Consider the following 15221-nt stretch of genomic DNA (forward strand, 5'->3'; position numbering starts at 1 on the left):
CGCAGGGGCCGCGGCGCTGGATTGTCACGGCCATCGTGCTAGCATCTCGCGCCATGAGACTCCAAGGAACGATTCGGCTAGCGCTGATGGGCCTGCTGTGCTGGATCGGCGCGGCAGTGGCAGCGGAAAGCCAGCTCGACGTACGTATCGACCCCGCCAACTCTGCGCTCAAGGCCAATATCGAGGCCTATGTGGGCAGCGTGGAAGGGCGCGACGAAACCGCCCTGCGACGCCTGCGCCGCACGGTCCAGCAGCAGGCCGTGCAGGCCGCCCAGGCGCTGGGCTACTACCAGGCGCGCATCCGCGCGCGGGTGCGCGGCGACGACAAGAACCCGCGCCTGCGCATCGACGTCTCGCCCGGCGAGCCGGTGAAGCTGCGCACGGTCGACATCCGCATCGAGGGTCCGGCGGCGAAGCTGAAGAACTTCCGCACTCCCGCCGGCGATGGCCTCAAGCCCGGCGCGCAGCTCAACCACGGCACCTACGAGGACGCCAAGCGGCTGATCCAGAACCAGGCCTCGCGCTTCGGCTTCTTCCGCGGCCAGTTCACCCGCCAGCAACTGCGCGTCGACCCCGAGGCCGGGGTGGCCGACATCGAGCTGGTGTACGCCAGCGGCCCGCGCTACGCCCTGGGCGCGGTCAGCTTCAGCGGCGACTTCCCCTTCGACGAGGAACTGCTGCAGCGCATGGTGCCCTTCCACCAGGGCGAGGCCTACGACTCCGAACTCATCGCCGACCTCAACCAGGCCCTGCAGTCCAGCGGCTACTTCGACGGCGTGCGCGTCGACGCATCGCCCCTGCAGGCCAAGGGCGAGAGCATTCCGGTGGCGGTCCACCTGACCGCCCGCAAGCCGCGTTCCCTGGGCGTCGGCCTGGGCTTCTCCACCGACGTGGGGCCGCGCGCCAAGTTCAGCTGGACGCGCCACTGGGTCAACCCCCAGGGCCACAGCCTGGGTACCGAAGCCGAAGTCTCGGGGCCGCGGCAGAACGTCGGCGCCTGGTACGAGGTGCCGCTGGACCCGCCGCTGACCGACAAGCTGCGCTTCACCACCGGCTACCAGAACGAAGACCTGGTGGACACCGAGAGCAAGCAGTTCACCATCGGCGGCGAGTGGCTGCGCAAGCTGCCCAGCGGCTGGCAGCGCTCCTTCTCCCTGGGCTGGCTGCACGAGGAATACCTGCTGGGCGACGACTCGGGCAACAGCAGCTTCCTCATGCCCGGCTTCGGCTATTCCATCCTGCACGCCGACAACAAGGTCGACCCCCACCAGGGCTACCGCCTGCAGCTGGAGACCAAGGTGGCCAAGGAGGGCCTGCTGGCCGACGCCGACCTGGCCCACGTCAGCGCGCAGGCCCGCGGGTTGACCACCTTCGCCGGCGGCCACCGCCTGCTCGGCCGCGCCCAGGTCGGCTTCATCGCCACCAACGACTATTCGAGCATCCCGCCGTCGCTGCGCTTCTTCGCCGGCGGCGACCAGAGCGTGCGCGGCTACGACTACCAGACGCTGTCGCCGAAGAACTCCCAGGGCGACCGCATCGGCGGGCGCTACATGGTCGCCGGCAGCGTCGAGTACCAGTACCCGCTGGCCGAAAAATGGCGCCTGGCGACCTTCATCGACCAGGGCAACTCCTTCAACTCGCTGGACTTCCCCTCGATCAAGACCGGCGTCGGTTTCGGCATCCGTTGGGTGTCGCCGGTGGGGCCGCTGCGCCTGGACCTGGCCGACGGCCTGGACGAGGGTGGCGGCTGGCGCATCCACTTCTCCATGGGGCCCGAGCTGTGACGCGCCTGCTGAAATACTTCCTGGCCGCGCTGCTCGGCCTGATCCTGCTGCTGGCCGTGGCGCTGTTCGCCATCCTCGGCAGCGAGGCCGGCAGCCGCTGGGCCCTGGGCCTGGTGCCGGGCCTGCAGGTGCAGGGCTATGCCGGCCGGCTGGGCGGGGCCTGGCAGGCCGAGCACCTGGCCTGGAGCGACGGCGCCACCACGCTCGAGGTCGAGCGGCCGCAGTTCGCCTGGTCGCCGGCGTGCCTGCTGCAGGGGGCGCTGTGCATCGACCGCCTGGTGGTCGAGCGCGTGCAATTGCGCCTGGCGCCGGGGCCTGCGGAACCCAGCGAAGGGCCGATCCAGCTGCCGGCGCTGAAGCTGCCGCTGGCGGTGCGCCTGGGCGAAGTGCGCCTGGGCAGCTTCCTGCTCGATGGCAACGAACAGGTCAGCAACGTCCAGGCCAGCGCCCACTGGGAGGCCGACGGCCTGCACATCGACACCCTCAAGGCCGCTCGCGGCGACCTCGCCGTGGACCTGAGCGGGCTGCTCGTCCCCCAGGGCAACTGGCCGCTGCAGGCTCAGGGCAGCCTGCGCCTGCCGGCGCCCGGCGAGCAGCCCTGGGCATTGAAGCTGCAAGCCAAGGGCGAACTGCTCGGCCACCTATTGCTGGAAGCCGACAGCAGCGGCTACCTGCAAGGCCACCTGAGCGGCGACCTGCAACCGCTGGCGGAGAACCTGCCGGCCAGCGCGAAGATCACTGCCGACGGCTTCCGCGGCGCAGCGGACCTGCCCGACACCCTGGTGCTGAACAAGGTGCTGCTGCAGGCCAGGGGCGACCTGGCCTCCGGCTACCAGGTCAGCGGCTCGGCGGTGCTGCCGGGGGAGGGCGGCGACGTCGCCCTGGCCCTGCAGGGCCGCGTCGACGCCAAGGGCGCGGACATCGCCGCGCTGAACCTCAGCGCCGCGCCGGAACAGCGCCTGGGCCTGAGCGGCCGCCTCGACTGGCAGGACGGCTTTGCCGCCGACGCCAGGCTGGACTGGCTGGACTTCCCCTGGCTGCGCCTGTACCCCATGGAGCCGCCGCCGGTGGCCATGCACCGCCTGCAGGCCGACCTGCAGTACCGCGACGAGGCCTACCTGGGCAACTTCGCCGCTGAACTCAGCGGCCCGGCCGGGGCCTTCCAGCTGAGCAGCCCGGTGTCCGGCAACCTCGCCGAGGTGCACCTGCCGTCGCTGCAGCTCACCGCCGGCCAGGGCAAGGCCGAGGGCAGCCTGGGCCTGAAGTTCGCCGGCGGCCTGGCCTGGGACGCGCAACTGAAGCTGAGCGACCTCGACCCGGCCTACTGGGTGGCCGAGCTGCCGGGCACGCTGGCCGGCCCGCTGAGCAGCCAGGGCAGCTACAAGGATGGCGTGCTCGCCCTGCAGGCCAACCTCGACCTGCAGGGGCGCCTGCGCGGCCAGCCGGCGGTTTTCAAGACCGCCGCCAACGGCCAGGGCCAGAACTGGAAAGTCGACGGCCTGGAGCTGCGCCTGGGCGACAACCGCATCAGCGGCCAGGCCAGCCTCGACCAGCGCCTGGCCGGGCGCCTGGACATCGCCCTGGCGCGCCTGGGCCAGCTCTGGCCGCAATTGCAGGGCCAGCTGAACGGACGCCTCGACCTGGCCGGCACCCTCAAGGCGCCCCAGGGCGAGCTGAGCCTCAAGGGCCAGCGCCTGGCCTTCCAGGACAACGGCGTGCGCAGCCTCGACCTCGCCGCCCGCCTCGATGCCGGCCAGCGTGGCCGCCTGGAACTGCTGGCCGACGGCGTGCGCGCCGGCGAGACGCGCTTCGGCCAGTTCAAGGCCAGCGGCCAGGGCGACCTGCAACGCCAGCAGCTCGAGCTGGCCCTGCAGGGCCGCCCGCTGGTGCTGGCGCTGGGCTTCGACGGCAGCTGGAACGGCCGCGACTGGCGCGGCCGCCTGGCCAGGGGCGAGATCCAGAGCGGCGGCCAGGACTGGCGCCTGCAGCAGCCGGCGCGCCTGGAGCGCCTGGCCGACGGCCGGCTGAACCTCGGCGCGCATTGCTGGGCCTCCGGCGCGGCCAGCCTGTGCGGCGGCGAGCAGCGCCTGCTGCCGGAGCCGCAACTGCGCTGGCAACTGCGCGACTTCCCGCTGGACAGCCTGGCGCGCTGGCTGCCCGAGGACTTCGCCTGGCAGGGCAAGCTCAACGGCGAGGTCAAGCTCGACCTGCCGGCCCGCGGCCCCAGCGGCAACATCCTGCTGGATGCCGGCGCCGGCACCCTGCGCCTGAGGGAGCAGGAGCAGTGGGTCGACTTCCCGTACCAGAGCCTGCGCCTGGAAAGCCGCCTGACGCCCACGCGCATCGACAGCAGCCTGCAGTTCCACGGCAACAAGCTCGGCACCCTGGAAGCCCAGGCCGTGCTCGACCCGCGGCCGAAGAGCAAGCCGCTGACCGGCAGCTTCACCCTGGCCGGGCTGGACCTGGCGGTGGCGCGGCCCTTCGTGCCCATGGTCGAGACCCTCAAGGGCCGCCTGGATGGCAGCGGGCGCATTTCCGGCGGCCTGCTGCAGCCGCGCCTGGATGGCGAGCTGCGGCTGTCCGGCGGCGAGCTGTCCGGCGGCGACCTGCCGACGCGGGTGGCCAACCTGCAGGTGCTGGCGCGCATCGCCGGCGAGCGCGTCGACCTCAGCGGCAGCTGGAGCGGCGGCGAAAAGGGCAACGGCAGCCTGGGCGGCTACCTGGCCTGGAGCCAGGGCCTGGACATGGACCTGGCGCTGCGCGGCACCGACCTGCCGGTGACGGTCGAGCCCTACGCCACCCTGGAAGTCACCCCGGACCTGGCGCTGCGCATGGCCGACCAGAAGCTCAGCGTCGCCGGCAAGGTGCAGGTGCCGCGCGGGGCCATCGTCATCCGCCAGTTGCCGCCCTCGACGGTGAAGCTCTCCGACGACACCGTGATCGTCGGCGCCCCGCCCAAGGAGGCCAGCGGCACCCACCTGGCCATGGACGTGGACGTGCTGGTCGGCCAGGACAAGCTGACCTTCGAAGGCTTCGGCCTGGGCGCCGAGCTGGCCGGCCAGGTGCACGTCGGCAACGACATGGATACCCGCGGCGAGCTGAGCCTGAACAGGGGCCGCTACCGCGCCTACGGCCAGAAGCTGACCATCCGCCGTGCGCGGCTGCTGTTCGCCGGCCCCATCGACCAGCCGTACCTGGACATCGAGGCGATCCGCAAGGTCGACGACGTGGTCGCCGGCCTGCGCCTGTCGGGCAACGCCGAGCAGCCGCGCAGCGAGGTCTTCTCGGAGCCGGCGATGAGCCAGGAGCAGGCGCTGTCCTACCTGGTCATGGGCCGCCCGCTGTCCACCGGCGAGGACAGCAACATGCTCGGCGAGGCCGCCCTGGCTCTGGGCCTGGCCGGCAGCGCGCCGGTCACCGGCGAGGTGGCCCGGCAACTGGGCATCAAGGACTTCGAACTGGGCACCGAGGGCACCGGCAACAGCACCAGCGTGGTCGCCAGCGGCCAGCTTTCCGAGCGCCTGAGCCTGCGCTACGGCGTGGGCGTGTTCGAACCGGCCAACACCATCGCCCTGCGCTACCTGCTGAGCAAGAAGGTCTACCTGGAAGCCGCCAGCGGATTGGCCAGCTCGCTGGACATCTTCTACAAGCGCGACTTCTAAGGGCCCCCTGGTCTTCATGGCGCCTTAAGGAACACCTCGCAGACTCCCGCTGCCGCCGGCCAGGGCGGCAGTGATGGGGAGTCGTCATGCGTTTCGAACAGATCCGGACCCACCTGCTGGAGTTCCTCAACAAGGGCCTGCCCGCCCGGCAGCTGCGCCGGCTGGTGCTGCTCGACCTGCTGCGTGGTTCGGCGGCCGGGCGCCAGGCCCCGGCGCAACTGGCCCAGGGCCTGCTGGAGTGGTCGGTGCTGGAGCCGCAGGCGTTGTTCGAGCGCCTGGGCAGCCGCCGCGAGGGCCTCAGCGAGGCCGAGGCCGCCGAGCGCCGCGACAGCGTCGGGCTCAACGAGGTCGACCAGGCGCGCCCCATGCCCTGGTGGACGCACCTGTGGCTGTGCTACTGCAACCCCTTCAACCTGCTGCTCAGCGTGCTGGCGCTGGTGTCGCTGTTCACCGGCGACAGCCCGGCGGCGGTGGTGATCGGCGCCATGGTGGGCATTTCCACCCTGCTGCGTTTCGTCCAGGAGAAACGCTCCAACGACGCCGCCGAGCAGCTCAAGGCCATGGTCAGCAACACCGCCACCGTGTTCCGCTGTGCGGAGGGCGGGCAGGGCACGGCGCAGCGCCTGGAGGTGCCGATCCGCCAGCTGGTGCCCGGCGAGGTGCTGTGGCTGTCGGCCGGCGACATGGTGCCGGCGGACGTGCGCCTGTTCAGCGCCAAGGACCTGTTCGTCAGCCAGGCTGCGCTCACCGGCGAGTCGCTGCCGGTGGAGAAGTTCGCCCAGGTCCGCGACGCCCGCCAGGGCAACCCGCTGGAGCGCGACAGCCTGTGCTTCATGGGCACCACCGTGGTCAGCGGCTCGGCCCGCGCGGTGGTGGTCGGCACCGGCGCGCAGACCTATTTCGGCTCGCTGGCCGAGCGGGTGATCGCCAGCGACCACACGCCCACCGCCTTCCAGGCCGGGGTCAACAAGGTCAGCTGGCTGCTGATCCGCTTCATGCTGGTGATGGCGCCCATCGTGTTGCTGCTCAACGGCTTCACCAAGGGCGACTGGCTGCAGGCGGCGCTGTTCGCGCTGTCCATCGCCGTCGGCCTGACCCCGGAAATGCTGCCGATGATCGTCACCTCGACCCTGGCCAAGGGCGCGGTGGCGCTGAGCCGGCGCAAGGTCATCGTCAAGCGCCTGGACGCCATCCAGAACTTCGGCGCCATGGACATCCTCTGCACCGACAAGACCGGCACCCTGACCCAGGATCGCATCGTCCTGGAGCGCCACACCGACGCCTTCGGCGAGGTGGAGGACCGCGTGCTGCAGCTGGCCTTCCTCAACAGCCACTACCAGACCGGGCTGAAGAACCTGCTGGACGTGGCCGTGCTCGAACACGTGGAACTGCGCCAGGCGCTGCGGGTGGACAGCCGCTACCGCAAGGTCGACGAAATCCCCTTCGACTTCGCCCGCCGGCGCATGTCGGTGGTGGTCAGCGAGCGCGACGACCACCACCTGCTGATCTGCAAGGGGGCCCTGGAGGAAGTGCTGGCGGTGTGCACCTCGGTGCGCGAGCGCGAAGGCGTCGAGCCGCTGACCGGCGAACGCCTGGCGTGCATCCGCGCGGTGGCCGAGGCGCTCAACCAGGACGGCCTGCGGGTGGTCGCGGTGGCCACCCGCGAGCTGCCGCCCAACCGCGACACCTACGGCCTGGCTGACGAGCAGGGGCTGTGCCTGGACGGCTACATCGCCTTCCTCGACCCGCCCAAGGAGACCACCGCCCCGGCCCTGCGCGCCCTGGCCGCCAACGGCGTGGCGGTGAAGGTACTGACCGGCGACAACGAACGGGTGACGCTGAAGGTCTGCCGCGACGTCGGCCTGGCGGTCGACGGCGTGCTGCTGGGCCCGCAGCTGGACGACATCGACGACGCCGCGCTGGGCGAGCTGGCCGAGCGCACCACGCTGTTCGCCAAGCTGACGCCGACGCACAAGGAACGCCTGGTCCGCGTGCTGCGCGAGCGCGGCCACGTGGTGGGCTTCCTCGGCGACGGCATCAACGACGCCCCGGCGCTGCGCACCGCGGACATCGGCATCTCGGTGGACTCGGCGGTGGACATCGCCAAGGAGGCGGCCGACCTGATCCTCCTGGAGAAGAGCCTGATGGTGCTGGAGGAGGGCGTGGTGGAGGGCCGGCGCACCTTCGCCAACATGCTCAAGTACATCCGCATGACCGCCAGTTCCAACTTCGGCAACGTGTTCAGCGTGCTGGTGGCCAGCGCCTTCATCCCCTTCCTGCCGATGCTGCCCATGCAACTGCTGGTGCAGAACCTGCTGTACGACATCTCGCAGATCGCCATCCCCTTCGACGGCGTGGACGCCGAGCAACTGAGCCGCCCGCAGCAGTGGAACCCCGACGGCCTGGGGCGCTTCATGGTGTTCTTCGGGCCGCTCAGCTCGATCTTCGACATCACCACCTTCCTGCTGCTCTGGCACGTGTTCGGCGCCAACGCCCCGGCGCACCAGGCGCTGTTCCAGTCCGGCTGGTTCGTCGAGGGGCTGCTCTCGCAACTGCTGGTGGTGCACATGATCCGCACCCGGCGCATCCCCTTCCTGCAGAGCCGCGCCTCCTGGCCGCTGCTGGCGATGACCGCGGCCATAGGCGCGCTGGCGATCTTCCTGCCGATGGGGCCGCTGGCGCGCTACTTCCACATGCAGCCGCTGCCGGCGGGCTACTGGCCGTGGCTGGTGGCGATCCTGCTGGGCTACATGGGCCTGACCCAGGCGGTGAAGGGCTGGTTCGCGCGGCGGTATGGGTGGTCGTAGGGGGTTGCCAGCGGGCACCGCGAGCTCTCGTAGGAGCGAGCTTGCTCGCGAAGGGTGTTCACCTGTCGCTACGGTGTTTTGGGGTGAGCGCCTTTCCCTCTCCCCAGCCCTCTCCCTGAAGGGAGAGGGGGCTTGTCCGTGCCGAGATAAGTCATGGCTTCAACCTTGAATTACGTGCTTGCCGGCTGACTCCAGAACATCCGTGTCTGCCCAACGGTCCCCTCTCCCTTCAGGGAGAGGGTTAGGGAGAGGGCGCTCTCCGGCACAACACCAAACTCCCCGACAGAACCCCTTCGCAAGCAAGCTCGCTCCTACGAAATCCCAAATCCCCAACCCAACCCCGCGACCCACCTCAGCGCAACATCGCCTGCACCTGCTCCGGCTGCAGCGCCTCGTCGAAGAAGCGCTGGGCGTCGCCGATCAGGTTGCGATGGATGGCCACCCGGTCCACTCCTTCCGCGTCCTTGCACAGGCCCGGGGTGGCGGCGGTTTCCTCGTCGTTGCAGGGGGCCATGAAAACGAAGTGGCCGGCCCCCAGCAGCACGTGGAAGTCGGCGCTGCGCGGCAGCTTGCGGGCCAGGGCGGCGGCGTTGCGCGTCCAGTCCAGCACCTTGTCGTTGTCGCCGCTGTAGATCAGCACCGGGATGTTCACGTCGGCCAGCTCGCGGCTGCCGAACATCAGCCCCAGCGGCGCCAGCAGCATCGCCGCGCCTACCCGCGGGTCGGCCATGGGCGCCAGGTCGCTGCGGTCGGCCAGCAGCTCGCCGCCGGCGCTGCAGGCGTCGCGGTCGTCCGGGCGCCGCGTGCAGTAGCGGCGCAGGCGTTCCAGGCGCGGTTGGGCGCCGGCGAGGATCAGCGCCGTCTCGCCGCCGGCGGAGTAGCCGATCACGCCGATGCGCCGTGGGTCCAGCAGCGGCGCCAGGCGTTCGTCGGCCAGGGCCGCGCTGATGGCTTCGGAGACCTGCAGCGGGCGGCCGTAGAGGTTGCTCAGGGCGCCCAGGCGGCTCTGGTCGTGGAGGTTGTCGCCGGGGTGCACCAGGGTGATGACCACGAAGCCGCGCCGGGCCAGGGCCAGCACCAGGTCGCGCAGGGCCAGCGGGGTGCCGCCGTTGCCGTGGGAGATGACCAGCAGCGGATGGCGCCCGGCCACTGCCGGGGCTTCCTCGGCCAGGGGCAGGGTGAACAGGCCGAGGGTGGTGGGCGAAACCGCGGCCCGCGTCGGGTAGAAGGCGATGGCGCGCATCGGCCGGTGGTCCAGCGGGTCGTCGAGGGTCAGGCGATGGAAACCGACGTTCAGCGTCTGGGCGCTGGCCGCCAGTGAGAAGATCAGTAGCAGAACGCAACAGACGAATCGCCCCGACATGGTGCTCTCCACCCCCAACGCAGCCTCTGGATCGGGCGTTGCCGTGCGCCTGGGCGCGGCCGGCCGCCACGGTGAGGACATCCCCTGCATGGTACGCGCCAATTTCGCTTGCGCGCGGGCGGCGGATCGACGGTGGGGGGAAGGGCGTTGCGGGGGAGGGGCGCAGGGGATACCGGCGTGGCATCCCCTGGCGGGGGCGTCAGACGATCACGCCCTGGCTGCGCAGGTAGTCGTCGTAGCTGCCGCTGAAGTCGGTCACGCCGTTCTCCGACAGCTCGATGATGCGGGTGGCCAGGGAGGACACGAACTCGCGGTCGTGGCTGACGAAGATCAGCGTGCCCGGGTAGTTCTCCAGGGCCAGGTTGAGCGCCTCGATGGACTCCATGTCCAGGTGGTTGGTCGGTTCGTCCATCAGCAGCACGTTGGGCTTCTTCAGGATCAACTTGCCGAACAGCATGCGGCCCTGTTCGCCCCCGGAGATCACCTTCACCGACTTCTTGATGTCGTCGTTGGAGAACAGCATGCGCCCGAGGGTGCCGCGCACCAGCTGCTCGCCGCCCTGGGTCCACTGGGCCATCCAGTCGAACAGGTTGTAGTCCTCTTCGAAGTCCTCGGCGTGGTCCTGGGCGAAGTAGCCGACGTCGGCGCTGTCGGTCCACTTCACTTCGCCGGCCTGCGGCGGCATCTCGCCGACCAGGGTGCGCAGCAGGGTGGTCTTGCCGATGCCGTTCGGGCCGATGATGGCGATGCGCTCGCCGGCTTCCACCTGCAGGCTCAGGTTCTTGAACAGGGGCACGCCGTCGAAGCCCTGGCTGACGTTCTCCAGGGTCACCGCCTGGCGGTGCAGCTTCTTGAACTGCTCGAAGCGGATGAAGGGGCTGACGCGGCTGGACGGCTTGACCTCTTCCAGCTGGATCTTGTCGATCTGGCGCGCGCGGCTGGTGGCCTGCTTGGCCTTGGAGGCGTTGGCCGAGAAGCGGCTGACGAAGGTCTGCAGCTCGGCGATCTGCGCTTTCTTCTTGGCGTTGTCCGACAGCAGGCGCTCGCGAGCCTGTTCGGCGGCGGTCATGTACTCGTCGTAGTTGCCCGGGAACAGGCGCAGCTCGCCGTAGTCCAGGTCGGCCATGTGGGTGCAGACGCTGTTCAGGAAGTGGCGGTCGTGGGAAATGATGATCATGGTGCTGTTGCGCGCCGTGATGACGTTTTCCAGCCAGCGGATGGTGTTGATGTCCAGGTGGTTGGTCGGCTCGTCGAGCAGCAGCAGGTCCGGGTCGGAGAACAGCGCCTGGGCCAGCAGCACGCGCAGTTTCCAGCCCGGGGCCACGGCGCTCATCGGGCCGAAGTGCTGGTCCAGGGGAATGCCCAGGCCCAGCAGCAGCTCGCCGGCGCGGGACTCGGCGGTGTAGCCGTCGAACTCGGCGAACTGCACCTCCAGCTCGGCCACGGCCATGCCGTCGTCCTCGCTCATTTCCGGCAGGGCGTAGATGCGGTCGCGCTCGGCCTTGACCTTCCACAGTTCCTCGTGGCCCATGATCACGGTGTCGATCACCGTGAAGTCCTCGTAGGCGAACTGGTCCTGGCGCAGCTTGCCCAAGCGCACGTTGCTTTCCAGCATGACCTGGCCGGAGGAGGGCTCCAGCTCGCCGCCGAGGATCTTCATGAAGGTGGACTTGCCGCAGCCGTTGGCGCCGATCAGGCCGTAGCGGTTGCCGTTGCCGAACTTGACGGAGACGTTTTCGAACAGCGGCTTGGCGCCGAACTGCATGGTGATGTTGGCGGTGGAGATCAAGGGCTTTACCTATCAATGACTTGCGAGCCGCTGGGCCAGTGTTGGCAGCGGGCCGATACCAATTCGATACCAATCTGGGGTTCCGGGGCCCGGATTTGCGTGGGCGCCGGTGCATCCAGCGGACGTGCGCGAAGAGCAGCATCTGGACGCGATGTCCAAGCTGTTGCGCTTAAGGGGCGGGGTTCATGCCGGACAGGCCGCGGATTGTCGCATAGATGGGCCTGTCCTTGCATGGCCGGTCGTAGCGGGCGGGCTAGTCCGGCGTCTGTTTCTCGAAGGCGGCCTCGGCCTCCAGGCTCTGCCGGTCGCGCCCCACGGTGGCGACGGCGAGCGCCTTGCCGTCGCGCCAGTAGGTCACACGGCAGTCGTGGGCGGCGGGGTCGCCGTCGATGTCGATGCGGTCCCAGCTCTGCGCATGGCCGACGTAGTCGATGGTGGTGTCGTACTGGTGCGTCCAGAAGAACGGCACGGCCGTGTAGCGCTGCTGGTGGCCGAGGATGTTGCGCGCCGCCACCAGGGCCTGGCGTTCGGCGACCACCCAGTGCTCCACGCGGATCGCCTCGCCGGTGCGGGCGTCCGGCCAGCGGGCGATGTCGCCCACGGCATAGACGTCCGGGGCGCTGGTGCGCAGCCAGGCGTCCACCAGCACGCCCTTGTCCAGGCGCAGGCCGGCGTCGCGGGCCAGGTCCAGCTCGGGGCGGGCGCCGATGCCGACCACCACCAGGTCCGCCGGCAGCGTCGCGCCGCTGGCCAGCCGGACTTGCTGCGCCTCGATCGCCGTGACTTCGGTGCCGAAATGGAAGGCCACGCCGTGGGCCTCGTGCAGGGCCCGGAGCATGTCGCCCAGGGCCTCGCCGAGGACGTGCTCCATGGGCCGCGCACCCGGCGCCACCACCTGTACCTCCAGGCCGCGGGCGCGCAGCGAGGCGGCCACTTCCAGGCCGATGAAGCCGGCGCCCACCACCACGCAGCGGCGGGCCGTGGCGCAGCGGGCGATCAGCTCGTCGCAGTCGGCGAGGCTGCGCAGCACGCGGACGTGGGGCAGGTCGGCGCCGGGCACGTCCAGGCGCGCTGGCGCGGAGCCGGTGGCCAGCACCAGGGCGCCGTAGTCCAGTTCCTCACCGCTGGCGAGGGTCAGCTTCTTGTGCGCGGTGTCGATGCGCTCGACGCGGGTGTCGCAGCGCAGTTCGATGCGCTGGCTGGCGTAGAAGTCCGCCGGGCGCAGCGGCAGCCAGGCGGGGTCGGCGCTGCCGGCCAGGTAGTCCTTGGACAGGTTGGGCCGGTCGTAGGGCGCGGCCGGGTCGGCGCTGAGCAGGGTGATGGGCCCGTCGTAGCCCTCGTGGCGCAGGCCCAGGGCCGCCGCGTTGCCGGCGGCGCCGCCGCCGACGATCACCACCGAGGCCGGCGCCTGCGCGCCGACCGGCAGGTCCGCCGCGGGGGCGGGCAGGGGGGCGCCGACGTAGGCCTTGCCGTCGCGGCAGTCCACCTGCCAGCGCGGCAGGTCGTCCAGTGCCGGCGGGCCCAGCAGGCGCCCGTCGCGCAGGCGGAAGCAGGCGTGGTGCCAGGGGCAGCGCAGGGTGTCGCCGTCGACCAGGCCCTCGGCCAGGGGCGCGCCGTAGTGCGGGCAGGTGGCGCCTATGGCGTACAGCTGGCCGGCCTGGCGCACCAGCAGCGCCGCTTCGCCGCCGACCTGGCCGGCGAGCGGGCTGCCTTCGACGATGTCCGCCAGGGGCACGCCCTGGGCGAAGTCGGGGCCGGGCGGGGACGATGGATGGTCGCTCATCGCTTGCTCCTCGTCTTTTCCTGAAGGTCACCGCTTCAGGATAGCCCCCGGCGCCCGGGCGCACGCCTACGCTCGTCGCGGCGCGGTCAGGCCGCGTGCTCCTTGCCCTGGCCTGCGCGCACGTCGAAGGCGCCGCCGGTGAGCACGCCGTCCACCGTCACCCGGCCCTTGCCCGGCAGCAGCGGGAACACCAGTTCGGCGAAGCGGTAGGCTTCCTCCAGGTGCGGGTAGCCGGACAGCACGAAGCTGTCCACGCCCAGCGCGGCATACTCCAGCAGGCGCGCCGCCACGGTCGGCGGGTCGCCCACCAGGGCGGTGCCGGCGCCGCCGCGCACAAGGCCAACGCCGGCCCAGAGGTTGGGGGCGACTTCCAGGCGCTTGCGGTCGCCGCCGTGCAGCGCGGCCATGCGCCGCTGGCCTTCGGAATCCATCTTCGCGTAGTTGGCCTGGGCCGCGGCGATGGTGGCGTCGTCCAGGTGGCTGATCAGCTCCTCGGCGGCGGCCCAGGCCTTCTCGCTGGTCTCGCGCACGATCACGTGCAGGCGCACGCCGAAGCGCACCGTGCGGCCGTGGCGGGCGGCGCGCTGGCGCACGTCGGCGATCTTCTCGGCCACCGCCGCCGGCGGCTCGCCCCAGGTCAGGTAGGCGTCGACGTGCCTGGCCGCCAGCTCGTGGGCGGCGGGGGAGGAGCCGCCGAAGTACAGCGGCGGGTAGGGCTGCTGCACGGGCGGGAAGAAGTTCTGCGCGCCGCGCACCTGCAGGTGCTTGCCGTCGTGGTCGACGGTCTCGCCGCCGAGCAGGCGCCGCCAGATGTCGAGGAACTCGTCGGAGGCCTCGTAGCGTTCGTCGTGGGAATAGAACACGCCGTCGGCGGCCAGCTCGGTGGCGTCGCCGCCGGGCACCACGTTGAGCAGCAGGCGGCCGCCGCTGGCCTGGTCGAGGGTGGCCGCCTGGCGCGCCGAGGCGGTGGGGTTGCCCAGGGACGTGCGCAGCGCCACCAGCAGCTTGATGCGGCGGGTCACCGGCACCAGGCTGGCGGCGGTCACCCAGGGGTCGAGGCAGCTGGCGCCGGTGGGGATCAGCAGGCCGTCGTAGCCGAGCTGGTCGGCGGCCACGGCGATCTGCCGCATGTATTCGTTGGTCGCCGGCCGGCCGCTGCCGGAATGGCCCAGGTAGCGGGTGTCGCCGGAGGTGGGCAGGAACCAGAAGATATCCAGGCTCATGAAGGTGTCCTCGTTGCCATCGTCGAAAGGAAGGGGCGTCGCCCCGGGAATGCACGCGTGGCGGTGAGTCTTGTAGGTGGGAGGGCTCGCCGCGGAAAAGGCAAGCCTTGTGCCAGCGCCGGGATTCGCGGCCTGCAGCCCGCCACGGCGGCGGCGGGCTGTTGCTGGGTGGGCAATGTGTTGATTCGCTGTTGGCTGGGCAACAGCTGGCGGGTCGGAATTGCCAGGCGTAGCCGGCGACGGTGGCGCCGTTGCCCTCGATGCCGGGGTTGCGGTTTGGGGTGAGCGGGCTCGCGCTGAAGGCGTCAGGGTTGCGGGCAGTAGAGCAGGTAGAGGGTGCTCAGCAGGTGCAGTACCTTGGGGTCCTTCACCGAGTAGAAGATGCGCTTGCCGTCGCGGCGGGTGTCGACCAGGCCTTCGCTGCGCAGCACGCCGAGCTGCTGCGAGAGGTTGGGTTGCTGGATGCCCAGGAGTTCCTCCAGTTCGCCCACCGAATGTTCGCCCTGGCTCAGCTGGCAGAGCAGCATCAGGCGGTCCGGGTGGCTCAGGGAGCGCAAGGTGCCGGCGGCCTCGGCGGCAGCCTGGCGCATCTGCTGGATATCCATGGGGCCCTCGGTGGCTGGAAGAGGCGGGCAGTATAGGGAAAGCGCCGGCCGGCACAAATCGCCGGCCGGTTCGCCGGAGCGGAGGCGGGCCGCTGCTGGCGAACAGTATAGGAAAATTGAAAGTCTTGGTGTGGGCTCAGCCTTGCCGCGGGGCCGTCCGCGCCGCTTCGACGAGGGCGGCCAGTTGGGCCGAGCGCTGCGCTCG

Annotated in this window: 8 protein-coding genes; 3 read left to right on the forward strand and 5 right to left on the reverse strand. The window is 70.6% G+C overall.

Annotated elements, in window-relative coordinates; translation table 11 throughout:
- Positions 1 to 53: 53 nt before the first annotated feature.
- From PKO50_RS12235 to mgtA, 3 genes are all read left to right on the forward strand, one after another.
- Entirely contained in the window at positions 54 to 1784 is a 1731-nt protein-coding gene (locus PKO50_RS12235) for an autotransporter assembly complex family protein (RefSeq protein ID WP_275629853.1), read from the forward strand.
- The gene (locus PKO50_RS12240; protein ID WP_275629854.1) at positions 1781 to 5446 is read left to right on the forward strand and encodes a translocation/assembly module TamB domain-containing protein; all 3666 of its coding nucleotides are present in this window, start codon (positions 1781 to 1783) and stop codon (positions 5444 to 5446) included. Before PKO50_RS12235 ends, PKO50_RS12240 begins: the two co-directional genes overlap by 4 nt.
- Positions 5447 to 5532: 86 nt before the next feature.
- Entirely contained in the window at positions 5533 to 8253 is a 2721-nt protein-coding gene (gene mgtA, locus PKO50_RS12245) for a magnesium-translocating P-type ATPase (protein WP_109933719.1), read from the forward strand.
- Between the two features lie 352 nt (positions 8254 to 8605).
- On the opposite strand, the gene PKO50_RS12250 is transcribed toward mgtA, so the two are convergent.
- The 5 genes from PKO50_RS12250 to PKO50_RS12270 form a co-directional block, all read right to left on the reverse strand.
- Positions 8606 to 9616 carry a hypothetical protein gene (locus tag PKO50_RS12250; RefSeq protein ID WP_275629855.1) on the reverse strand — a complete coding sequence of 337 codons (1011 nt, stop codon included), beginning with the start codon at positions 9614 to 9616 and terminating at the stop codon, positions 8606 to 8608.
- A gap of 199 nt (positions 9617 to 9815) precedes the next feature.
- Entirely contained in the window at positions 9816 to 11405 is a 1590-nt protein-coding gene (locus PKO50_RS12255; RefSeq protein ID WP_109934966.1) for an ABC-F family ATPase, read from the reverse strand.
- 253 nt (positions 11406 to 11658) lie between these two features.
- Entirely contained in the window at positions 11659 to 13188 is a 1530-nt protein-coding gene (locus PKO50_RS12260; RefSeq protein ID WP_275629856.1) for an FAD-dependent oxidoreductase, read from the reverse strand.
- Between the two features lie 86 nt (positions 13189 to 13274).
- Positions 13275 to 14411: an FMNH2-dependent alkanesulfonate monooxygenase gene (ssuD, locus tag PKO50_RS12265; protein WP_275629857.1), complete on the reverse strand. Its 1137-nt coding sequence runs from the start codon at positions 14409 to 14411 to the stop codon at positions 13275 to 13277.
- A gap of 305 nt (positions 14412 to 14716) precedes the next feature.
- On the reverse strand, positions 14717 to 15016 hold the full coding sequence (locus tag PKO50_RS12270; RefSeq protein WP_275629858.1) for a metalloregulator ArsR/SmtB family transcription factor: 300 nt from the start codon (positions 15014 to 15016) through the stop codon (positions 14717 to 14719).
- Between the last annotated feature and the right edge of the window lie 205 nt (positions 15017 to 15221).

This window comes from Pseudomonas sp. 273 (genome assembly GCF_029201425.1).
GTDB lineage: Bacteria > Pseudomonadota > Gammaproteobacteria > Pseudomonadales > Pseudomonadaceae > Pseudomonas > Pseudomonas delhiensis.